21 protein-coding genes and 2 pseudogenes are annotated in these 22,625 nt (G+C 31.4%); 16 read left to right on the forward strand and 7 right to left on the reverse strand.

Annotation, left to right across the window (positions count from 1 at the left end; genetic code table 11):
* Positions 1–113 precede the first annotated feature (113 nt).
* A complete protein-coding gene (locus J2Z26_RS09790; protein WP_193539454.1) occupies positions 114–980 on the forward strand; it encodes a 5'-3' exonuclease in 867 nt (288 codons plus the stop codon).
* Positions 981–1,236: 256 nt separating this feature from the next.
* Here the strand turns inward: J2Z26_RS09790 and J2Z26_RS09795 are convergent, their stop codons facing one another.
* Together J2Z26_RS09795 and J2Z26_RS09800 are read right to left on the reverse strand one after the other, a co-directional pair.
* The gene (locus tag J2Z26_RS09795; protein WP_193539453.1) at positions 1,237–1,530 is read right to left on the reverse strand and encodes an HNH endonuclease; all 294 of its coding nucleotides are present in this window, start codon (positions 1,528–1,530) and stop codon (positions 1,237–1,239) included.
* Complete coding sequence (locus tag J2Z26_RS09800) at positions 1,523–2,122, reverse strand: hypothetical protein (protein WP_193539452.1); 600 nt, start codon at positions 2,120–2,122, stop codon at positions 1,523–1,525. The genes J2Z26_RS09795 and J2Z26_RS09800 overlap by 8 nt, the downstream gene beginning before the upstream one ends.
* Before the next feature lie 117 nt (positions 2,123–2,239).
* Between J2Z26_RS09800 and J2Z26_RS09805 the strand changes: the two genes are divergently transcribed.
* The 8 genes from J2Z26_RS09805 (at position 2,240) to J2Z26_RS09840 (ending at position 13,581) form a co-directional block, all read left to right on the forward strand.
* Positions 2,240–2,599: a helix-turn-helix domain-containing protein gene (locus tag J2Z26_RS09805; protein ID WP_193539451.1), complete on the forward strand. Its 360-nt coding sequence runs from the start codon at positions 2,240–2,242 to the stop codon at positions 2,597–2,599.
* A gap of 214 nt (positions 2,600–2,813) precedes the next feature.
* Positions 2,814–3,641, forward strand: a complete 828-nt coding sequence (locus J2Z26_RS09810) for an RES domain-containing protein (protein ID WP_193539450.1) — start codon at positions 2,814–2,816, stop codon at positions 3,639–3,641.
* A gap of 427 nt (positions 3,642–4,068) precedes the next feature.
* Positions 4,069–5,751, forward strand: a complete 1,683-nt coding sequence (locus J2Z26_RS09815; protein ID WP_193539449.1) for a hypothetical protein — start codon at positions 4,069–4,071, stop codon at positions 5,749–5,751.
* Positions 5,752–5,989: 238 nt separating this feature from the next.
* Complete coding sequence (locus J2Z26_RS09820; RefSeq protein ID WP_193539448.1) at positions 5,990–6,967, forward strand: restriction endonuclease; 978 nt, start codon at positions 5,990–5,992, stop codon at positions 6,965–6,967.
* 567 nt (positions 6,968–7,534) lie between these two features.
* Positions 7,535–8,416, forward strand: a complete 882-nt coding sequence (locus J2Z26_RS09825) for a hypothetical protein (protein WP_193539447.1) — start codon at positions 7,535–7,537, stop codon at positions 8,414–8,416.
* A gap of 175 nt (positions 8,417–8,591) precedes the next feature.
* Positions 8,592–9,206, forward strand: a complete 615-nt coding sequence (locus J2Z26_RS09830) for a DUF4231 domain-containing protein (RefSeq protein ID WP_193539446.1) — start codon at positions 8,592–8,594, stop codon at positions 9,204–9,206.
* Between the two features lie 197 nt (positions 9,207–9,403).
* Complete coding sequence (locus J2Z26_RS09835; RefSeq protein ID WP_193539445.1) at positions 9,404–11,056, forward strand: site-specific DNA-methyltransferase; 1,653 nt, start codon at positions 9,404–9,406, stop codon at positions 11,054–11,056.
* A 5-nt stretch (positions 11,057–11,061) separates the two neighbouring features.
* Complete coding sequence (locus J2Z26_RS09840) at positions 11,062–13,581, forward strand: DEAD/DEAH box helicase (protein WP_193539444.1); 2,520 nt, start codon at positions 11,062–11,064, stop codon at positions 13,579–13,581.
* 800 nt (positions 13,582–14,381) lie between these two features.
* Here J2Z26_RS09840 and J2Z26_RS09845 read toward each other — a convergent pair.
* Both J2Z26_RS09845 and J2Z26_RS09850 read right to left on the reverse strand, forming a co-directional pair.
* Positions 14,382–15,632, reverse strand: a complete 1,251-nt coding sequence (locus J2Z26_RS09845; protein WP_193539443.1) for a HEPN/Toprim-associated domain-containing protein — start codon at positions 15,630–15,632, stop codon at positions 14,382–14,384.
* A gap of 53 nt (positions 15,633–15,685) precedes the next feature.
* A complete protein-coding gene (locus tag J2Z26_RS09850) occupies positions 15,686–16,948 on the reverse strand; it encodes a hypothetical protein (protein WP_193539442.1) in 1,263 nt (420 codons plus the stop codon).
* Between the two features lie 545 nt (positions 16,949–17,493).
* Between J2Z26_RS09850 and J2Z26_RS09855 the strand changes: the two genes are divergently transcribed.
* From J2Z26_RS09855 to J2Z26_RS09860, 3 genes and pseudogenes are all read left to right on the forward strand, one after another.
* Positions 17,494–18,030, forward strand: a complete 537-nt coding sequence (locus J2Z26_RS09855) for a hypothetical protein (RefSeq protein WP_193539440.1) — start codon at positions 17,494–17,496, stop codon at positions 18,028–18,030.
* A 222-nt stretch (positions 18,031–18,252) separates the two neighbouring features.
* Positions 18,253–18,384: pseudogene (locus J2Z26_RS22110) on the forward strand (ATP-binding protein); the annotation flags it as partial.
* Positions 18,385–18,782: 398 nt separating this feature from the next.
* Positions 18,783–19,094: pseudogene (locus tag J2Z26_RS09860) on the forward strand (5'-3' exonuclease); the annotation flags it as partial.
* Between the two features lie 41 nt (positions 19,095–19,135).
* Here J2Z26_RS09860 and sspL read toward each other — a convergent pair.
* The gene (gene sspL, locus J2Z26_RS09865) at positions 19,136–19,270 is read right to left on the reverse strand and encodes a small, acid-soluble spore protein L (protein WP_193539439.1); all 135 of its coding nucleotides are present in this window, start codon (positions 19,268–19,270) and stop codon (positions 19,136–19,138) included.
* A gap of 100 nt (positions 19,271–19,370) precedes the next feature.
* Between sspL and J2Z26_RS09870 the strand changes: the two genes are divergently transcribed.
* Positions 19,371–19,832, forward strand: a complete 462-nt coding sequence (locus J2Z26_RS09870; protein WP_193539438.1) for a divergent PAP2 family protein — start codon at positions 19,371–19,373, stop codon at positions 19,830–19,832.
* 63 nt (positions 19,833–19,895) lie between these two features.
* Complete coding sequence (locus tag J2Z26_RS09875) at positions 19,896–20,171, forward strand: DUF6123 family protein (protein WP_193539437.1); 276 nt, start codon at positions 19,896–19,898, stop codon at positions 20,169–20,171.
* A gap of 36 nt (positions 20,172–20,207) precedes the next feature.
* On the opposite strand, the gene J2Z26_RS09880 is transcribed toward J2Z26_RS09875, so the two are convergent.
* Together J2Z26_RS09880 and J2Z26_RS09885 are read right to left on the reverse strand one after the other, a co-directional pair.
* On the reverse strand, positions 20,208–21,128 hold the full coding sequence (locus J2Z26_RS09880) for a DMT family transporter (RefSeq protein WP_193539436.1): 921 nt from the start codon (positions 21,126–21,128) through the stop codon (positions 20,208–20,210).
* Positions 21,129–21,135: 7 nt separating this feature from the next.
* Entirely contained in the window at positions 21,136–21,534 is a 399-nt protein-coding gene (locus tag J2Z26_RS09885) for a reverse transcriptase-like protein (protein WP_193539435.1), read from the reverse strand.
* Positions 21,535–21,722: 188 nt separating this feature from the next.
* Here J2Z26_RS09885 and J2Z26_RS09890 point away from each other — a divergent pair, with 188 nt between their 5' ends.
* Together J2Z26_RS09890 and J2Z26_RS09895 are read left to right on the forward strand one after the other, a co-directional pair.
* Positions 21,723–22,385, forward strand: coding sequence for a ribonuclease H family protein (locus J2Z26_RS09890; RefSeq protein WP_193539434.1), 663 nt, complete (start codon positions 21,723–21,725; stop codon positions 22,383–22,385).
* Positions 22,386–22,439: 54 nt separating this feature from the next.
* Positions 22,440–22,619, forward strand: coding sequence for a zinc-finger domain-containing protein (locus tag J2Z26_RS09895; RefSeq protein WP_193539433.1), 180 nt, complete (start codon positions 22,440–22,442; stop codon positions 22,617–22,619).
* Positions 22,620–22,625 lie beyond the last annotated feature (6 nt).

Below are 22,625 nucleotides of genomic sequence, written 5' to 3' on the forward strand. Positions count from 1 at the left end.
TTTAACATTTATTGATATACCCTTATACAAAAATATAGTTTATACTTTTAGTGAGTTATTTTTTAATTTTAATTTTAAATATTTTTTTAACACATTTAAAAGTGAGGTAAACTATGAGTAAAAATCATTTGATGATAATTGATGGAATGGCTCTTTTGTTTAGAGCGTATTATGCAACGGCTATTAATAACTATTTTATGATTAATAGTAAAGGTATTCCTACCAATGCTATATATGGGTTTGTAAAGCACTTCTTAACAGCAAAAGAAACTTTTAATCCTTCACATATTATAGTTTGTTGGGATTTAGAAGGTGGATCATATAGGTCAGAGATTTATCCAGAATATAAAGCAAATAGGTCTGAAGCACCTTCGGAGCTAATACCACAATTCAGTTTGGTTAAAGATGTTGTTTCATCTTTTGACGTCCCCAATATCGGGGTTAAAGGCTATGAAGCTGATGATTGTATAGGTACAATTGTCAAGGAACTTAGTTCGGATAATAATATTACAGTAGTTACAGGTGACAAGGATTTGTTGCAGTTAGTCAATAATAGAACTTCTGTTGCAATATTAAAGAATGGAATAGGGAACTATAACATCTTTACAAAGGAAAAATTTATTGAAACATATGGAATATTACCAAGTCAATTTTCAGAAGTAAAAGCTTTTATGGGGGATGCAAGTGATAATTATAGTGGAGTTAAGGGAATTGGAGAAAAAACGGCACTAAAACTTATTAAAGAATTCCAATCTGTACAGGGTGTGTTAGGTAATTTAGCTAATGTCTCTAAATCTATAAAAACAAAAATAGAGAATGATTTGGATAGCCTTTTAATTTCGTTAAAACTAGCAGAAATCAACTGTGAGGTTCCTCTTAAAATTGATTTAGAACATCTAAAAGTACAGATAAATAAGAATAAAGCCTATAAAATGTTAGAAGAACTTGAATTTAAGGGACTAGATAAGATTATTAGTTAATAATTCTATATAAATTGCTTTACTTCAATTAGAGGTAAAGCTTTTTTTAAATAAGGGGGAACTTTTGAGTTTTGTAAATCAAAAGTAGACTAGATTAGAGTAAGTTTATTATTATCCATACCGAACCATACCAAACTGCACCGGAGCGTACCGTGCCGTACCGTACAATACCTAAACGGACCGCAACTGACCTGAAGAAACCCGATTCAGTTTTCATCAAGAAAACCTGAATTTATTTTACCCGAAATTTCACTTTTTAGTCACTCCATACATACTTTCTCCAATTTGGCGGAATAATTTTATCTAGTAATGCTTTAGCTATCATTCCTCTATGATTTGAATCTAAACGTAATACATGACACCTTCTGCAAAGTGTTCTTAAATTTTTTAACCCATTATTTGCATATTTTCCACTTTGAATATGATCAATATGGCATTCGGTTAAATTAACAAGTATATGGCAATGAGTACATTTTTGTTTGTCTCGTTTCCATATTAAAGGCCTGATATTTTTTCTCCATGTTTCTGTTGGAACTCTATTCTTAGGCATAATGGGCTTCTCGTAAATTAATTAATTGAAAATCAGTAATTTCGAATCGACCAAAACCTATTTTTCTACCATCACCAAATCCAGCAAATGTTCCTGCATCATTACAAATCGTTTCCATTTGTTCAGGACTTATTAATGTATTTTCCCATGCAATTACAAATTCACTTTCCCAACCAACTGCTGTTGCTAATCTGTAGCGAATGTTCTTCGCTCCTCTTCTAGAAACTGGTCTTATGTCGATATAAACTGGTTCTTTATCATCTGTAGAAATTTCATTTTCATTTGGTAGGTATCGATTTATAAGTAATTTTTCGCTTAAAACTTGTAATGATGCTGAAATATCTGGTTCAAATGTTCCTCTCCCTTTTTGCGTATATTTTCCTCCTGATCTAATACAAGCAAAGATATATCTAGAATCGAGATATAATTGCTTTTCTGCTGTGACTAAAAATGTTTTCTTCCATTCATTTGGATTGTTTCCGGCAACTCCTTCCTTTTCTCTTTTTTGTAAAGGTATACAATCATTATTAAAGTTATTAAAAATTAGTGCCCTTGTTCCTTTAATTTTTACTTTTGCTTTAATTAAAGCCATGAATACTCCTCCATAATATAAAATTGTACTTATAAGTACAATTTTTCCTTTTTTTTATATTTTATGCATCTTAAATACAATGTTAGTCTCTTCTACTCTTGAGAAGAGGTGATATAAATGACTGATTTTTTGAATATAGTAGGAGAAAGAATAAGAGGTATTAGAAAACATAAAGGTCTAACTCAAGAAGAATTAGCAGATATAACTGGTTTGCAGCATTCATATATAGGTGGAATCGAAAGAGGAGAGAGAAATATATCTTTGTTGACATTAGAAAAAATTATTAGTGGTCTTGGAATCATGCCTAATGAGATTTTTAATTTTAGTGAAGTCCCAATAAATGCAGATGTGAATAAAGAAGAATTGATACTATTACATAGTAATTTTATGAGAAATAGGAGTATGGAGGAAGTTAATCTTATTCATAAGATTACAAAAGATATTATTTTAGTAATAGATGAAAAGGGAATTAAGTAAATTATACCCTTATATCAAAAATAATGACAAGCAGCATCCTATTAGGGTGCTTTTTTATTTTTTTGAGAAAAAGTGATACCTTATGAAAAAATAGTTGAACAAGCTTAGAAAAAAACATTCTTTTTAATTGTTTTACATCCCTAAGACTTTTATTTTTAGATAGGAAATCTTGTTTTTATGTCGAATACGATAGACTAAAAGAGGGGGACTCAAATTGCCATGTAGTAAAATTAGATTAGATATACCTAACTACAAAAAATACATTAGAGTTTTCAAACCAGAGAAAATGGAAAAAAAGATACGAAAGCTTAAAAGTTTAGATTTAAAAAGGGTGAACGAAGCGGATATTATATCAACACTTAAAGATGTTGTTTCCTATATACCATCTCCAAGTGCCGGTCATTCTGTAATAAATATGGTTTCTTCTTCAAGGCGGATAATAAATGGTACTAATCTTTTCCGTGTTAGAACTTGCGGGGATGATTTAGAGGAAATGAAAACAGAGAGTGACGCATGGAATCCTCCTGTTAAGATTGTAAAAACAGGACGAGTTAACAAAGAAGGAGAGTCTTTGTTGTACGTGGCTGAAGACATGGAAACTGCCATGAAAGAGATGAAAATGCAAAATAACCAATACTTTTGGTTAATCGTTTATGATGTAATAAAAGATGTAGATCTAATTGATATAGGAGAATATTGCTTTGATAATGGTGAATTTGATCAAATATACAGAATGATAGCTGCTTTTTTTAAATATGAATTTATGAGGAAAGTTGATATAGGACAAGAACACGAATACCGTGTTTCAAATCTGATAGCCAAGCTTTTCTATCCATATACTATTTACAAAGTTGATGGTTGGTCCTATCCATCAGTCGCTAATGAAGGTTCAAAATGTCTTTGTTTAGCTCCTGAAAAAGCAAGGGGCAAAATGAAAATTAAATATGCAATAAAATATTTGAAATTAGAAGATGAAATTATCCCTAGTCATATAGCATATTTGAATAAAGTGCGTAGATTCGAATATCAAACATTAACTTAATTACAAAGACTTATCAAAAATTAATTGATTCCTAGAAGAACTCGGTTAGCTTTTTATGTGATGTTATCAGATGCTAGCTTAACGAAGTAATAATAGAAACAACACTTGCTAACATAACTACATATACCACTTAAACCGCTTTCGCTTTTACAAACAAATCAGTTTAAAGGTTTAGTGTGTTTAATTAACCTATTAGTATGACGATATCCATTTCAAATGAAAAATTTGTAAAATAATATACTTAAACTAAACCAGCTTAGTTTAAGAAAAAATGCTAAAAATGGAGATTTGTAATACAAAAAGGATAGATGTAAACATTATGATTCATCTATTCTTTTATAATGTGTGGTATCGGAAGTGGCGGTATTTATATTTTGGTATTTTGTGAGTACTTTGGTTATGTGGGGTAGAACAGAGGAGGAATACTGTGAGGGGTTTTTTTGTCTATTTAACATACAAAGAGATTACGAAAAAAAAGTGTGATATAGGTAGCATTATTGAATCTATAAAACGTCTTCCCTTAAGTGATTCGTTAATTTATCTTTCGGAATTAATGTTTAAAGACCATAATGACATTAATATTAAGGGGTCATACCTTAAATACCTATATAATAAAAAACATCTTAGTTATGAAAAGATAGCTGAACTAACTCGTTTTTCAGTTTTCAGTCATCAAGGATTATTAAATCTATGGAAATATTTATTAGCATATGGAGAAAAGGAGAATCTTTTTAAGTCCACACATTTAACACGAGAAGATTGTACAAATGAACTAATTACATTATCACTTAAAATATCAGATCACTTAGTTAATGAAGAAAAATTAAAAGATAAAGATAGTAGAAGTGTAATTTATGAATTAATGAGTAATGGATATTTTAATACAAATAAAGATGTCAGTGCTGCTATTGGAAGGTCAGCCTTAATTTATAACGATATTACTCAGAATCAAGATAATTTTCATCCAAGCGATTTTATTGATATTCATACAGACTTTAAAAAACATTATGGATACTCCATTAGAGACTACTTTGCTTGTATAACTGCTTTATGCTCAAAATATATAAATAAGGAGACTTTATCCGATGATTTAATTACCTCTTTGGAGTACTTCCAAACCACTATATTAAAAGATATAGCACCCATAATCTTACAACCTATGATGTTTGATTTTGATGAAGGTAAAGAATGGGCTATTGAAGCAATAAGTAAACCATGGGATTTCTCACTATTCCAAAGGAAACCATTTTTTACTATAAATGGAACACAATTTGTTCCGGTTTATAATAGATATTTAGAAGATAAACTATTTGAAAGTCTTTATTATCATATTAGGCAGGCTTATCCTAGTGATGATACATCATTTTCTTCCTTTTATGGAAAACCTTTTGAACTATATATACAACTCTTGTTGGAAGAATGTATTAAACAATCAAAATTACCTTATACATTAATTAAAGAGTTCAAGTTTGGTAAAAATGCAGACAAGTCACCAGATGCAATGGTTAGACTTAATTCAAAATTACTTATATTTGAAGCTAAGACAAGGAAGGCTAAAAACGGTTCAATAATTGATTCACAAGAGGAAAGCATACAAAATGATTTAAATAGCATGGTTAAAGGACCAATCCTACAAGCACAGAAGGCAATTCTAAAGATATTAAATACTGAACATCAATATAAAGAAAATTTTATTGGAATTGAAGAGATTTATATTATCACTGTTGTTCCAAGAAGGCTTCCTTATTTTGAACCCATTAAGACAGAACTAAGAGAAGAGATTAATAGTGAAATTAATTCTATAATAAAAGGATACTATGATTTCGATATAGAGGAACTTGAAATGCTGGGAAATTTATTAGCAAAGAGGAAAAAGCCAATCTTTCCAATATTAAGCGATTATAACATTTCAAATCAAAATTCATTTAAAAATTTTCTATATTATAGGAATTTTACAATGTCTAGGCCAGATTTTATTAATAATAGAACTATGGTGGCATTTGATGAGATAATGAAACATTTAGGATATGTTAAACAAGATGAATTAAAGAATTTAAAAACCCATCAGATTAAAAAATTGAAATCTTTAAGAAAACGAAATCGAAGATAGGCATTTCTTATTTACAATGGGATTTACGGATTACCTCCTGACTTCAATTTTTTTGGGGAGAACCGAAAAGTAAGAAATTTTGGGTGTTTTTCTAAAATTGTATATGAGGTATCCGAATATTTTAACAACATTAGGGTTCACTTTCTTGCAAATTTGTAATATATTTCACAGTTATTAAAAATTCTAAGGATAATCTAACCTAAAATACTATTTTTTCTTACGGAGGAATACAAAGAAAATGCTTAGAGATAAGTATGATTTTATATATAATTTTGTTGCCGAAGATCCTACTTATTTTATAGATAGGGAAGGTAATCATGAGGTTGAAAGGCTAATATCCATAATTGGAAAGGAATATATTGATAGTGTAAGCCGTAAAAAACCAGAAGAAATTATTGCTTATTCTGGATATAAGCAGAAAAAGAAAGAACTGCACCCAGTTTTAAGTAGGTTAATCTTATTATCTAAGTTGCTAGTTAATGAAAAGATTGGTTATGTTAATTTGAAAGAGTTATGGAAATTTACTAATGAAGTTGTAATAGATTTTGGTGCAGAAAGTTTTTCTAAGAATTTTAAGAGACATTTTAAAAATATAGAAAATATTACTCTTCATGAGTGTGTCATTAAATATCTTAATATTGAAGAATTAAACTCAAATAATGGTGAAATCAAGCATAAGTTTCTCTACTTCCTGATGAAGAACAATAAATTTACTGAGAAAAAAATATTTTCTACAAAAATTATTAAAGACTATTCAAGCTGTATACAAACATTAAATTACTTGTTAGAAAAAGAATATTTAAGTGAATATAGCAACCGTTTACTTAGTAAACCTATAACATCCAAAGGGTTAATTAGTATTAATGATGTAGACCTAATGACTGGTGAAGAGTTTGAAAAATTTGTGAGTAGTCTATTTGAAAAAATGGGTTACCGTACTGAACAAACAAAAATTTCTGGTGATCAAGGAATTGATGTAATTGCCGAAAAAAATGCTATGAAAATTGGTATTCAAGCTAAAAGATACTCAGGAACTGTTTCAAACTCTGCTATCCAAGAAGTTGTAGCTGGCGTAAATTATTATAACCTTTCTAAAGGATTAGTTATAACAAATAGTAGATTTTCAAAGTCCGCTATTAAATTGGCTGAGGCAAATAAAATAGTTTTATGGGATAGAACTTTACTAGTTGAAAAAATTAATGAGGTCAAATTATGAAGTTTTTCAGTTTTTAATTTTTGACAAGAAATCCATCCAAACAAGTAACTATTTTAATCCAGCGAACAAGGATGTATATAATAATTATAGTTGTGAATTAGAAATTTATTAGTAGTTAGTACCGTAAAGTTTCTTTGATAGAATAAAAGGTGGTTCTATTTGGGATATTTCGATTTTGTCAGTGGTGTGCTATCTTCAAATGAAAAATTACATGTTACAAAAAAGAAAATAACAGTTAATAAATACTGCAGATTAACACATTGTTGGAGTTACCAAAATCCTGAAATTACTGCTATTTCGCATCAAACTTGCCCTACGTGGAGATTTTTAAGTTGCAATAGATACTGAGCATGTCAGGAAGAACGCTGCATAGTAAATGAAAATTCAAATAGAAGTAATTTAGTTAAAGGGATGAAATCACTATTTTTCATCCCTTTAACTATTTAATCTATGTTTAATAGTTAACAACCATAATAGCCACAATAGAATCAGCCATGTTGAAGGAAATGATCATTTTATGTCGAATTTAAAATCTTATTGAGAATTAAGTAATGGAGGATATATAACTTGAAACAAAAGATAGCAGATTTTTTAGTTTATTCAGGGTTATACGGAAGAGGGGTACAGATTTCTAAAGACGATTTAGAGGAACTGAAGTGTTTTTTAGAAGGAAAGTATAAATTAGATGCTTATTGTAGTGAATGTGAAACTGAACGTGTGTTTTCAATGATTGAACAAAAACCTAGAAGAAATTTAATAAACAGACCTATTTATTTTAGCTCTGAATACAGTTCCATTGGAGATATAGAAAGACCAGAACTTGGAGAAGATGATTTCGCCCGAATTGAGCGAATTGAATACCAAGAATTGATAGAAACATATTCAGATGTAAAGAAGACTTTTTTGTGTGCAAAGGATGAAAGCCATGCCTTAACTTTTTGTTGTCGTATAGATGATAATCATATAATAAAATATGGTCAATTTCCGGCACTTGCCAATTTAACAAAAAATAACTATAAAAAATACAGGAGGATTCTTGGGAAGAGCTATTTGGATTTTAACAGGGGCTTAGGCTTACACTCGCATGGAATTGGAGCAGGCTCATTGGTCTATTTAAGAAGAATATTTGAAAGCTTAATTGAAGAAGCACATCAAAAAGCTAAAAGTCAACCAGGATGGGCCGAAGCTGACTATCCAAATAAAATGAATGAAAAGATTCTTTGTCTAAAGGAGTATCTTCCAGATTATCTAGTTGAAAACCGAAATATTTATGGGCTATTAAGTAAAGGTATCCATGAGTTATCAGAGGAAGAATGTAACGAAATATTTCCTATAGTAAAAGTTGGAATAGAATTTATTTTGGACGAAAAGTTAGAAATAGAAGAACGTGAAAGAAAGAAAAAGGAAACTGCAGCCCTTTTACAACGTCTGGCAACTAAACTAGGTTAAATAGAATAAAAGATAATCAAATATCAAATTAAGTAATTATTGTGAGTTATTTTTACGTTTAAACGACTGAATATCATCCAAGATAGTATTTATGTTAACTTTTACTATAATAATGGGAAATGCTCCTGTCTTTACTTGAGGATAGTTTTAAAAAATAATTGATGAGGAGAGAAGTATGAGCGTTTGGACTTATTTTACTTATGGGTATTTGTTAACTGCTATATTAACTTTTTACCCTACTTTAAAAGCAATCCTTCGAAAAGTTAAATTGCACCCAGGTGGAGAATCATTTGATAAAAACCAACACTTTTCAGAACAAACAAGAGAATTATTAACACAACATTATTCAAGGATACAAGGTACTTTAATATTTTGGAAAAACCAAGCTGAAAAATACAGGAATTTTCATTACTATTGTTTGTGCTGGACGATACCTTCTTCAATAACCATACCAATATTAATTCAAAGTATGAATGCAGGAAATTTTAACTCATCAAGTTTGTTAGTAACAATAATTTCTTCTCATACCGCTATATTGTTGGCATTTCATCGGGGGTTCAAAGTTGATAAAAATTTTAAATCTTTTAGACATGGAGAATCTGAGTTTTATGACTTATATAGAAGGTTATTAGATCGACCATCATCTTTTGGAAAAAATGAAATTGAGCAGATCGAAAATTATTTTATTGAGGTTGAAACTATTAGGAAATTCGTTAGAAATGCAGAAACTGATAATATGCCTTCTATTGAAGATACTAAAGCACCAAACAATAAAACTACATCAATCTAATTGGTCTATAATATAGAGTAATCTATAAATAAAACAAGAATAAAAGCGTCTTAATTGGACGCTTTTTATAATTATCATATCTTCATCTTTTTATTTCTCACAAAATACACTTCTTAAAATACTGCAAAATTCGACAGCATATAGTTACAACCTTTGGTATTATATGTATAAGGACTAGTTTTAGGGAGGATATTAAAATGCCAATTATAAATTTCAAGGGGAAGGCGTTTGTTCAAAATTATCATTACGGGGTAAAATATCACGAATTAATACCAGAAAACGATAAGAGTATTACAGAAAAAGTGAGTCTCCATGATAACTTAATAATTAAAGGCGATAATTTGAAAGCTCTTAAAGCTCTACTTCCCATTTATAGTGGTAAGGTACAGGTCGTTGTAATTGATCCACCATATAATACTGGTAATGAAAAATGGATCTATAATGATAATGTTAATTCACCTATGATGCAAAGTTGGCTGGGAGAAGTTGTGAATAAAGATGATTTAAGCAGGCACGATAAATGGCTTTGTATGATGATGCCTAGACTAAAACTATTACGTGAATTAATGAGTAAAGATGGAATAATTGCGATAACAATTGATGATCATGAGGTACATAACCTAGGTTTGTTAATGGATGAGATATTTGGTGCTGAAAACAGAGTTGCATGTGCTCCTTGGTTATCGGAGCCAAGTGGTGGTAAGGAAAAAACTGGCCTTAGAACTGGACATGAATATATAGTAATCTATCATAATGGGGATCCTTCTTGTTTAACTCAAGAAGAAGTAGATGTAGGAGAACTCAATTTAGTTGATAAATTTGGACCATATCAAAAGGGTAGAGAATTACGAAAATGGGGAGGAACTTCACTAAGAGAGGATCGTCCTGGACAATGGTTTTCTATTACCACTCCTGATGGAACTGAGGTTTATCCTATTCGTAACGATGGTAAAGAGGGGCATTGGAGATGGGGAAAGAATAACCCTGATATGATGGCAATTTTAGAAGATTACGAACATGCACATTGGGAAGCGATGCCCTATGATGATGGGGTAACGTATAATGGTGAAACTAAAAGATGGGTTCCTTATGCTAAGATTCGTGAGCTTACTAAAAAAATTGGATGGAAGACATGGTTGGATGACTTAGGAAGTAATGCAGATGGAACTAGGATTATTAAGGATATATTTGGAGAGAAAATCTTCGATACCCCTAAACCAGTTAAACTATATAAATGGATTGTTGGCCTTCATAGTAATCCTGATGCAATAGTTCTAGATAGCTTTGCTGGATCAGGTACTACTGCACATGCTGTTTTGGAGTTAAATAAAGAAGACTACGGCAATCGTAAATTTATATTAGTAGAAATGGAAGAATATGCTAACGATATAACAGCTGAAAGAGTCCGTAGAATAATTAATGGTGTTGAAACAGCAAGAGATGAAAGTGTGAAAAATGGGTTTGGTGGGAGCTTTTCTTTATTTTCATTAGGTAATGCTATTGAAATGGAACTGTTCTTAAAAGGTGATAGATTACCATCATATGGGGATTTAGCTAGGTATGTTTTCTATACATCGACGGGGGAAGAGTTTGATCCTGAACAAGTTAATGAGTCTATTTCATATATTGGTGAGTCAACTGAATATGAAGTGTATCTTTTTTACAAACCAGATATGGAATATCTAAAAACTACGGCACTTACATTAGAGAAGGCTAGAGAGTTAAAAACATATGCTGGGAAAAAAAGATTAGTATTTGCACCTATGAAATATTTAGATCAAAATCATTTACATGAACTTAATATTGAGTTTTGCCAACTTCCATTTGAAATATATAAATTTAAGGGTTGATATTAATGGAATTAAAAGATTTTCAAAAATATTCACTTAGACAAGTTAATATCTACTTGGATAAATTGTTAGAGAAAAAAGCCAAATTTGATGAACAAATACTAATAGATAAAGATTTCGAATTCGATTTTCCGAAGAAAGCATGGGAAGAACTCGGTTTAGAAGAAGAGTATAAACCTAAGAAGAATGGTTTAGGTGAGTATTTACCAAATTTCTGTTTAAAAGTTCCAACTGGTGGAGGAAAAACGTTACTTGCAGTAAAAACTGTAGACTCCATATTGACTTATTATACGCAAAGTAAGACAGGTTTCATCTTATGGATTGTCCCAAGTAATCAAATATACAGACAAACATTAGAAGGCTTAAAAGACAGGGAACATCCATATAGACAATCTCTTGATATAGCAAGTGGAGATAGGACAATGATTATTGAGAAGAGTGATTATTTTACTCCACAAGATATCCAAGAAAACTTAGTAATAATGCTTTTAATGTTACCAAGTGCAAATAGACAGACTAGAGAAACCTTAAAGATATTTCAAGATTCAGGTGGTTATGAGGTGTTTTTTCCAGATGAAGATTCACCAGCAGAGAATAATGCACTTCTAGAGAAAATAGGTAATCTTGATTGTTACTCAGATGAAACTGGATTCTTCGGTAATCAAATAAAAACCTCTTTAGGTAATACTATCAAGCTATTGAAACCAATAATAATTGTTGACGAGGGCCATAAGAGTTACAGTATTAATGCTCAAACAACTATTATGAATTTTAATCCGAAAATAATTGTAGAACTCTCTGCTACTCCAACAGAATTAAGTAACAAACTTGTAAATGTTACCGGTTTGGACTTACTAAAAGAAGAAATGATAAAGCTAGATTTACACATTAATAATAAAGCTAGTACGGACTGGCGACACACAATGCTTGAAAGTGTAAGTAAAAGAAATGAATTAGAAGAGATTGCTATAGATTATGCTGCTAACTCAGGTATGAAAATTCGTCCAATATGCTTAGTACAAGTGGAAAGAACAGGTGGTGATCAAATTGGACAGGGTTATATCCATGCAGAGGATGTAAAAAATTATCTATTAAACGAATGCAATATACCTACTGATCATATCGCAATTAAAACAAGTGAAACTGATGATATTGAAGGTATTGATTTAATGGACCCAGATTGTCCTATTAGATATGTAATTACTAAACAAGCTTTACAAGAAGGTTGGGATTGTCCATTTGCTTATGTTTTAACCATATTAAGTAATTCACAAGCAGAGAGATCGATGACTCAATTAGTAGGTCGAATACTTAGACAACCATATGCAAAAAAAACAGGTATTTCAGATTTGGATGAAAGTTATGTCTATTGCTATAGACAACAGTCAGGAAGACTTATAGATGAGATAAGGGAAAGGCTCAAAGAAGATGGAATGGGTGATATAGCTAATAGAATCTCCGAGACTTCCGATACTGGTGGCCAGATACCCAATGCTAGAGAAATACCAATTAAATACAGAGAAAAATATAAAAAATTTCAAGGGAAGATATTTTTACCTCGTTTTGTATATCAAGAGGAAAATAACTGGCGTGAAGTAAGTTACGAAATGGACATATTCAGAAGAATAGATTGGTCTAAAGTTGATCTTTCAGAAATTGAAAATTTAACATTAGAAAAAAGAAAACAAAAGGATCAAATATTAGATATTACAGCAAGTAACGACAAGGAAGAAGTAATTAAAATCTCTAATAAGAAAGATTTTATAGCTGGTCTATCTATCGATCCTCTATTTGTAACTCGTCATATGTTATCGGTTGTTCCAAACCCTTGGATAGCACATGAAATAGCAGAGGGAGTGTTCAATAAACTCTCAACAAGGTACGATAAGGTAATGGTTGAAGATAACTTTGTGTATATTATTGAAGAACTAGTCAAAAAGTTAGAACTTGAGAGGGATAGATTAGCCGAAGATGTTTTTAGGGAATTAGTAATAGAAAAAAGAATTCAGTTTTTTATTCAAGAGGATTCAGCTCATAGAATTCCAAGTAGAATAACGATAAAAGATAATTCTACAAGATTGACAAAGGAAAACAGAGAACCTATTCAGCTGAGTCTTTTTGAACAAGTTCCAGCTGACGATATGAACGGCTTGGAACAGAAAGTAGCACTTTATCTTGAGGAGCAAGAAAAACTTTTATGGTGGTATAGAAATCTTGTAAAGAAGAATTTTTATTATGTTCAGGGTTGGAAAAAGAACAGAATTTATCCTGATTTCATTCTTGCCGATAAAAGTAAAGATAACGAACAAGACTACGATACTTTATATATTATTGAAACAAAAGGATTACACCTAAAAAATGAAGATACTAAGTACAAAGAAAGTGTATTTGAGTTATGTAACGAATTGGGAAAGAAAACATCGTGGAATGAACTCGGAATAGACCTAGGTGAAAAAAATATAGAGTTTCAGGTAATATATGAGAACGAATGGAGAAGGAAGCTAAATTCTATTTTTGAAGAGTAGTAAAACAAGCCAACTACTTTTAGTTGGCTTGTTTTAAAGTCGGAGTTTGAGTAGATATTATACGAACTAATTGAATCAAATTTTCAGGAGATAAGTAGAGAATAATAAGATCATGCAAAAAAATCACTAAAAAGTAATCGAGTATTGTAAGTCTTTGACTCATATCAGAAAAAACAATTAAATTGGCAAACGATTACTTGCGATCTAGTTTTGCATATTTATATTGAAAATACAAAAAGTGCAGATCTACTTTAGATCCTGCATTTTTATTAGGTTTTTATTTAACTGGATTTATATTCCTCGGTGATTCCCAGGCTATCAAATTTATTTATTACTTAGATTCTGATTACAGCCAAGGGATTTTACCACCCTTGCCATCTTTTTTACCACTGTTCGTAAAGGAATTTACCAGGCTACGCAAAACACATTTACCAATGGATAAAAAAGCCCTACAGATTAACAATCTAGGAATCGTGTAGGGCTTTTATTGTTGATAAGTTACTTAGAGTGGTTACTGAAATAATCGAAGATTATCTTTCTAGATCCTTCATAAATATCCTGCTCAGTCCAGCTATAAGGAACGGAACAGGTTCCTCCCCCTTGATGTGAAAAAGATAAAAAATCAAATATTTAGATTCTCTCCAAGTTTAAAGCAGTAAGTGAAATTACAGTTTTTTATCTTTTCGTCACCATCAAAATGCAGTTTTGATTACTATGCGGTGTAGATGTATTTAAAGAAGGACTAAAAATAAGCCCATCACTAAAAAAGCGGTGGGGTAATATATATATACTCTGTACACTTAATCAAATGCCTTAAATATCATATCAAAGATTTTCTCCATTCCTGACCAATCATGTATTTCTAAATTAGGTAATTTACCTTTTTCTATATCATCTAGTAAATCATAATATTTCTTTAGTAAAAGGTCCTTATCAACAATTTCTCCTTGATACTGATTCAATGAAGAATTGTACCCTTTCCACTGGATAGGAGTAAAATTATTTTGATTATCCATTAAAATATCTGTCCCCAAATATAATTCGATACTACCTGCTAAACCATTGACATTTGTTTTTATAGTTCCGGTAGGACCTAATGTAGGATAGTGGTTTGCTATATCTAACTCTGGGTAGTGCAAAATTTTTATATTTGAGGGTATATTAATATTTTTTAGATTTTTTACTGCATCAATTGCAGCAGTGTCGTTATCAAAAAGACCAATAACTTTGTTATTAATACCTGAGCCGATAAATCCTTTTAGGTAATTTACAAGTGATGCTGCACTACCGGATGCTTTTGGGGTACTAAAATCCATAAAGGAATAATATTCTAAAACATCCGGATACAATACCTTCATAGTTCTTTTGATTATTGATATGTCAGAAGATCCTTCTGTTATTATAATGGTCTTCTGATTAGCTAAGGAAGATTTAGATAATAAATCTATTGATTCCTGACTAAGCTCATCAGTTTCATCACAATATCCACCGTCTATAAGGTCAGAATAATCTAAAATAAATTTATCCTCGTCGCTGAATAATTCCAATAGACTTCTAATTACAAATCTTATATCTGATGATTCAAAACCAAAAAATGATTCACCATCAAAATGCTCTATCAAAATATAGGTTTCTATAGGACTATTGTTCTTTTTAAAATTACAAAATTTATCTTTTAATTCATAAATACTGAACTTATTAAAAATTATATTTTCCATTGCTTTTAGCCAGCTATCAAATGTATATCCAGAAAGCACTTGGTCTTCTATTTGTTCATCTTCATAAACGGGTACATAATACTCATAGTCATTATTCGTTATAAAATCATTATGAGAATTGTTTAAGTTAAATCCCATAATATCTAAACGCAACTTGATATTTTTTACTGAATTAACATATCTATAGGAAACCAATTCTTCATTATCTTCGTCAATCCAGTTTTGTATTTGTTTATCTGATTCCCTAAACAAAGTCATGAGTTCGGGATTTACAAAGCTTTTAGATGAATAAAGCTCAAAGCCATTTACAGTTAATGTAGCATAATGCCCCATTTTTTCACCTAAACCTCCCTCTAAGAATTTTCGACTCCAAAGAGTACCTTAAATTAAACCACTCTATTATCCTCATGTTCTCTAGCAAACCATCTAATTATTTGTTGTGCTAGAATATCTACACATTCAGCAAATTCATGTAGTTGGTCCACTGGACACTCCATTCCCTTAAGATCATAATTTGTTTTTGCATGGGCAAACATATTTCTCGTCTGACTAATTGCGGAAGCTACTTCTTCTATTGCCCTTTGTTTAACATCTTGTTTACTATCTACTGTAAGTCGATTTGTTACTTTTAAAAATTGTGGAGCAGAGGGCACAATCTCATGAATATCGCAACAAGTTTCAATTGTCAGTTTTATTGCCTGATGGTCTTTTTTATTGTTTCTGTGGTTATCGAATATTTTATTCAATTCTAGAATATATGTAGCATCTGGTGATAGTGCTCTTCGACTAGACAATTTGGTTAGTGTTGATGCAATAAGGTCTTTCTGGATAACACTTTGCGAAACATACTCTATTACTTTTACATAAGTTAGTAATAATATCTCAGCATTTTGGGTGGATAAAGTAGAATTATATAAATCTAATAATTCACTTATCCCCTTACCTCTTAACAAAGGCCTTAATTTTAGTGGAGTTGATGAGATATCAATTTCGTTTTCATCGTCTTCCCAAGGATCATAATATGGGCGAGGAGATATATGAATTTCCACCTTTAATGTAGACTTAATCTCAAACATATAGGCTTGTACAAGGCTATTGATTATATCATGGTTCAAGTCACTTTCGGCACGGATTTCAATAAACATATCATCATAATCAACTGGCGGGGTATATTTGTTATATTTCTTCTCTATCGTTAAAGCAAGGCCATAACTTGTTACCCCTTCAACAATATTTATCTTATATTCTTGGTCATCAATTATTTCAGTAAGAGCTGTAACATGAGGGTTTTCATCAGTTATTCTTGTCAAAACTTCTCTATTATAGCTATCAATTCGTACTAAAGCTAATTTTTTACCGATGAATCCATCTTCATCTACCTTTATGCAGTTTTTAGCTTCTCTTGCCATTTCAAGGACTTCTCCTAATGTAAAATTACTTTCTTCATAATCCGAACGTGGTAGATACAAATTAAATTCAATTTCATCATTAATAATTATATCCTCGTCTTCATCTTCATCCGTGTAATCATAATCCTCATCAAATACATATCCATGTTCAAAATCATACTCAATCTTGTAATTGTTACAAAAAGTCATTAAGTCCCTAATTTCACTTTCTATGCTTTCCGGTATAAATTTAAAGCCCACAAAATTCCCCCCTATAGATTCCTCTATTAAAACAAACTTAACTGTTCTGATTTTACTTGTCGTCTTGGCATTTTAATTTTTACAGCGAGGACACCACGTTCCACTTTTAATGTTCTAGTGGCAATCCAAGTTTCGCCACTAGAACATTCCCACAATAAAAAAGTCCTATTATTTACATACTCTTTTGAAAGGCACCTACCCCTGCGTTTCTTAGCAATAGAGTAAAGAGTTGCAGTTAACATAGACCATAGTAAGTCAAACCCCATTTTAAAGCTTCAAAAAAACTGAAATCCATTCCTACCTACTCCTATTACTCTATTATTTATAGGATGTCTTCCCAAGATGTATATGTAATATCCAATACTTTACATAATTATTTTATCATTATATCAAACTATTCACTGACTACATTTTATCTTTTCCTAAAAAATCTTATGTTGATTATTTTATTCGTGGGATAACTATTACCTAGTTATAAAAGCTTAAAAATGGATAGTTATGGTAGAATGAAAGGTACTAAAGATATCTATTAACGGAGGATTAGTATGGAAAGTGTAAAAGGCTTCTTAAACAGATTTGAGAAGAAAGACTATATCTATTGGATAGCGTTTTTGTTATTTGTGTTAATATTAAGCTGGACCATAAGGGTTGATACATCTTCAGAATTACTCGATAAAATAACTTTTGCTATGGGATTAAGTTCTTTGTTCTTATCAGTAATAGCTATTTTTTATTCTATAGTTAAGGGGGAGCAGTCATCACAGCAGTCAATAATAGTAACTGAAACTCTTCATAAAATTAGTAAAAGCGCAAAAGAAATAAATACTATAAAACAAGAAATTAAAGACACTCGTTCTTCCATGGATAGTGGATTTTCAAACTTGATTGAAATTTTATATAAAGTTGAAGATGCACAAACTAATTACACAACAGACATAAATCCTACACCTGAATTAATGAACTCATTAAAATCAGCTTTATTTTCTGATTCTATAAAAGGAAAAAACCATGATATTTATTATGATACACGTTTCAAGTTAATTAATAACTATTCCCTGAATCTATTGTGCAAAGCTTTGTAAAATCCAGATCCCTGGAACTTGGCCTCAGGATGTTGGGGTTTTATAGAGGAAAAGAAGATATTATTTATGCAGCTTTTGAGGGACCTGTTAATTTTGATTTTGAGAATAAATTTTTTGAAAATCAACCTGAATTGGTCAAAATTCTTAAGTTAACCCAAGTTGAAGAAATTCCTATTGTTTAACATTAGCTTTGTACACATAAATAATTGGGCGAGTTAAAGGGGAGACCAGGGCATTACTACAGCGATTTTAAATCGACTCCTCCATAGAGTGGAAGTGATTCAATTTAATGAACCCAGTTACAGAATCAAACACCGAAGCACAATTTTGGGGGCGAAAAGTGTTCAATCTTAATGAGCAAAAAGTATTCAAAAATATTTGACGGTTATAAGTGGTAAACAGCTTGTCATTTGCTGGTACATTACTTGTCATTAGGTGGTAAATAGAATGTCATTGGTGGTACATTTCATTGGCCGTAATCAGATTCTGTTACCGGTGGTTGATTTAAAGTAAGAAGCATTTCAAAGGCCGTCATTTTAGGTAGGCGCTTTAAAAATCGTTTTGCATCTAAATATGATTGGATTATTCCGATAAAATGTCCAATTTTTTGACTGGAATTTTCCAAAAATCCCAAGTTTTTATGTATACTATGACTATTTTTTGTCCAAACAAAAAAATAATAATTTTTTAGTGAAAAGTTGATAATATCAGTTAATTATGTTGTTGAACAAAAATTTTAGATTTCATAATGTTTGGCTGGAGACAGTAGCGATAACTATCCAGGAGTTCGAGGTATTGGTGAGAAAACGGCAATCAAATTATTACAACAATACCAAACAATTGAAGGAATTCTAGAAAATCTTGACTCACTGACGAAAGGTCAAAGATCTAAAATTCAAGAGGATTTAGAGATGTTACACCTGTCAAGAAAGCTAGCGAAGATTCACTGTGAAGTACCAATCTCTTGCTCTCTAGAAGAAGCTTGCATTACTATTGATCGAGACAAAGTTCTATCAAAATTTAAGGAATTAGAATTTAAAGGACTCGATAAATTAATAGTATAATCAAACAAAACCAGGGCTTAGTAATCCCTGGTTTATTTAAATTATATCTTCGTATTACTTTTCTTCGCTCTATTTTCTAGTTCACTTTTTGGATTTGGAGTGAAATCTGCATCTTGTCCGTAGCCCTGAGGGTTAACCCCTGGTGCTTTTGTACCTCGATTTCTTTTTTTACTCATTCTACTCACCTCCACTTTTAGCTTTTCCTAATAAAAGTGGATTATGTTTGTATAGAAACATTGATTATTCTAAAACTAATCATGAGGTGAATTTATCAGCATGAATAAAGCAGTATATACAGCACTTGCATCCATTGGACTTGCTCAGTTTTTAAAAATTCCTATTAAGAAAATCAAAACGGGTAAATGGGATTGGGGAACCTTTGTAGAAACAGGTGGGATGCCCAGTTCTCACTCAGCCGGTGTAGCCTCTTTAGCAACATATGTTGCCTTAAAAAGAGGAGTTAGCACAATTGATTTTGCTCTATCAACTGTTTTCGGTCTAATCGTTATGTATGATGCGCAAGGGATACGCAGACAAACAGGTGAATTAACATTAAAGGTGAATCAGCTTGATGAAAATATCGAACGATTAAGTGGAGACCAAGATAAACATTTTCATGATAAAAAAGAACAGAAGTTAAAAGAAATGTTAGGTCATCAGCCACAGGAAGTTCTTGGAGGGGCACTATTTGGTTTATTAACAGGGACAATCGGGTACCTTTTAACTAAAAAAGAATAGTTATTTTTCCTCAAATACGCTAAGATAAATAGGAACGATCTATTTTGTAAGGCGGGGAATCAGTTGAATAAATCAGTAAAAACAGTAGAAGATTATCTTTCCTATTTAGCAGAGAAAGGATTCATTTTTGGGGAAGACGCGCTCGGCTTTATTTCATTTGGTCAGCATTATACAGGTGCTTCAGATGAGTTAGTAAATACTGCATTAGAAATAACATTGAAAGCACAAAAGCAGTTTGATGGGAGCTTCTATGTTTCTGTTCTAGAAATGTTTAAAGAGCACGATATCGTGAAAAGAAAAGATGCTTATAAACTAATTGAAGAAAGAAAAATCATATAAACATAATCGAAAGCGACCCCAAGGAGGTCGCTTTTTTTAATAGGATATATGTTCTGATGCTTGTATGCTTTTTTTCTTACGACCAGGTAACTCTGTGAAAATCATCCCAACAAAGATAAACAAGCATCCGAAAATAGCAATAAGTGTTAGTCTTTCATCTGCTAAGTAATAACCACCTAGTGCTGCAAATACTGGTTCCATCGCAAAAATAAGAGCAACACGGGTTGGAGTAGTATATTTTTGAAAATTGGTTTGTAGGAAAAAGGCTAAGGCAGTAGCAAAAATAGATGTTATAAGTAATGCGATGATTACTTCATTTGAGAGAAGAATATCCTTTGAATAGATTGCTTTCCAATCCTCAAATATGAATGCAAATACTGAACATAATACAGCGACTGTAAGTATTTGAGTTACTGTAAGTAAAAGTGTTGGAAAAAGAGTTGTATACTTGCCAGTAAAAATTATATGAAGAGCAAATGAAATCGCACAAAAAAATACTAAAACATCGCCCTTGTTTACACTAACAGAATCCCCTAGCGTTAACATGTACAATCCAACTGTTGCTACTAATACACCCAGTATTGCATTAGGCTTTGGTTTTTGTTTCAGTAGGAAGAAAGCAAACAATGGAACTAGAACAACACTTAAACCTGTAATAAAACCAGCTTTTGAGGACGTTGTATAGAGTAGTCCAAAGGTTTGTAGGGCGTATCCACTAAAAAGCCATAAGCCCATTAAAATTCCTGCAGTTAACATTTTTTTATTAATTTGTTTTATTTGTGATCGATAAAAAAGAAATAGCCATAAAAGTAGGATCATACCAGCTAAAAAAAATCGTGTTGCATTAAATGACATGGGCTCTAAAACTCTGATAGCATTTTGAACCAATACGAAGGTAGTTCCCCATATAAAAGCAACAAATAACAGGCTACTATCGGCAAGTAATGTTTTTTTCATTTATGAATCATTCCTTTGGTGTATTCAATTGTATAGCCTTACGAGCTAACTCATCAGCCACATTATTCTGACTGCTCGGGATCCACTTCATAAAAAATAAATCTAATTGGTTTGATAGAGAGAGTGCTTTTTCTAACAGAGGGGCGTATGTTTTATTTTTTACATATTCCTTTTCTATCGCCCGATCTACTAGCTGTGAGTCAGTTCGGAAGGACACAGTTCTATATCCTTGTTTAATACAAATCTCTAGTGCTTTAATGAGGGAATAATACTCAGCTTCATGATTTGACATTGTACCTAAAGGAATGGAATAGCGTTCCACCTGACCATTCCCTTTTATAAATATTCCTGCGCCAGATGGTCCAGGATTACCAGCACTAGCACCATCTATATATACTTCAATCAAAAAATGGCCTCCTTTACAAAAGTCTAAAAGTAGTTTAACACATTAACTGAATACAGAACAGTTAAACTATTTCACAGATGATACGAAAGCAGTTAGTGTATAATGGATAGAAAAAATGGAAAAATGAAAGTAAGTTTTGGATAGATATTTCAATAATTCATCTTATTTACTTGAAGGGACGGGGTTTTTTGAAACTGTGGATTGAATGGACTTATAAAACACCGAGAAATAAGGTAGTTGTTCTTAATACAGAGTTGATGAAAGCAGAAGAAGCATTACTCATTTCCGATGATTTTGAGAAAACTGGAAGAGTTAAAGAGCTCTTTTTTTATGATGAGCAACATACAAAATGGACTAAGAAAGAAATTACTAAGTTACTTAAAGAGATTGAGACAGAGCCGCATGATGTAATTGCTTATTTTGATGGTGGTTTTGATATAGGTACAAACAAGTCAGGTTTAGGGGTAGCTATTTATTATACACAAAACAAGAAAAAGTATAGAGTGCGAGTAAATGAAGCTTTTGATGAATTAGATAATAATAATGAGGCTGAGTATGCTGCTTTTTGGTTTATGCTTCAAAAATTAGAGGAGTTAGGCGTACATCATTTGCCTGTAACATTCCGTGGCGATTCACATGTTGTATTAAAGCAACTATCTGGAGAGTGGCCATGTATGGAAGAAAATTTAAATCGTTGGTTAGATCGTATTGAAGAAAAAATTAAGAGCCTTGGTATAATACCAAATTATGATCCAATTACTCGGAAGGAAAATAACGAAGCAGATAAGTTAGCAACACAGGCATTACAAGGTGTTATTGTTTCAAGTAATTTTGAATTGGATGGTAAGTAAATAAGCCTACGCTCATATCCATAAATAAAAAACAAGAAACAGGAGTGATGAATGTTGAATGAAAAACAAATAAGAATGGAGGTAGGTGAAATACTCGATACGTATTGTAAAGAATGTTTCCTCCAGTCTTATTTTCGAAAGGAATTTGGTAAAAAGAAGGCTCAAACCTTTTGTATCAAACAATGCACAGTTGGCCAGAAATTAAAAACGTACGGTGACAAATTGTCTAAGTAAAAAACC

Origin of the sequence: Cytobacillus luteolus, from assembly GCF_017873715.1 — a bacterium.
Classification (GTDB): domain Bacteria; phylum Bacillota; class Bacilli; order Bacillales; family Bacillaceae_L; genus Bacillus_BV; species Bacillus_BV luteola.

Bases quoted from the DNA above. Each gene is read 5' to 3' on its own strand.
- J2Z26_RS09800 (WP_193539452.1), bottom strand. From the start codon at position 2,122: ATGGCTTTAATTAAAGCAAAAGTAAAAATTAAAGGAACAAGGGCACTA.
- J2Z26_RS09870 (WP_193539438.1), top strand. From the start codon at position 19,371: ATGAATAAAGCAGTATATACAGCACTTGCATCCATTGGACTTGCTCAG.
- J2Z26_RS09835 (WP_193539445.1), top strand. From the start codon at position 9,404: ATGCCAATTATAAATTTCAAGGGGAAGGCGTTTGTTCAAAATTATCAT.
- J2Z26_RS09840 (WP_193539444.1), top strand. From the start codon at position 11,062: ATGGAATTAAAAGATTTTCAAAAATATTCACTTAGACAAGTTAATATC.
- J2Z26_RS09845 (WP_193539443.1), bottom strand. From the start codon at position 15,632: ATGGGGCATTATGCTACATTAACTGTAAATGGCTTTGAGCTTTATTCA.
- J2Z26_RS09790 (WP_193539454.1), top strand. From the start codon at position 114: ATGAGTAAAAATCATTTGATGATAATTGATGGAATGGCTCTTTTGTTT.
- J2Z26_RS09795 (WP_193539453.1), bottom strand. From the start codon at position 1,530: ATGCCTAAGAATAGAGTTCCAACAGAAACATGGAGAAAAAATATCAGG.
- sspL (WP_193539439.1), bottom strand. From the start codon at position 19,270: ATGAGTAAAAAAAGAAATCGAGGTACAAAAGCACCAGGGGTTAACCCT.
- J2Z26_RS09830 (WP_193539446.1), top strand. From the start codon at position 8,592: ATGAGCGTTTGGACTTATTTTACTTATGGGTATTTGTTAACTGCTATA.
- J2Z26_RS09855 (WP_193539440.1), top strand. From the start codon at position 17,494: ATGGAAAGTGTAAAAGGCTTCTTAAACAGATTTGAGAAGAAAGACTAT.
- J2Z26_RS09880 (WP_193539436.1), bottom strand. From the start codon at position 21,128: ATGAAAAAAACATTACTTGCCGATAGTAGCCTGTTATTTGTTGCTTTT.
- J2Z26_RS09820 (WP_193539448.1), top strand. From the start codon at position 5,990: ATGCTTAGAGATAAGTATGATTTTATATATAATTTTGTTGCCGAAGAT.
- J2Z26_RS09805 (WP_193539451.1), top strand. From the start codon at position 2,240: ATGACTGATTTTTTGAATATAGTAGGAGAAAGAATAAGAGGTATTAGA.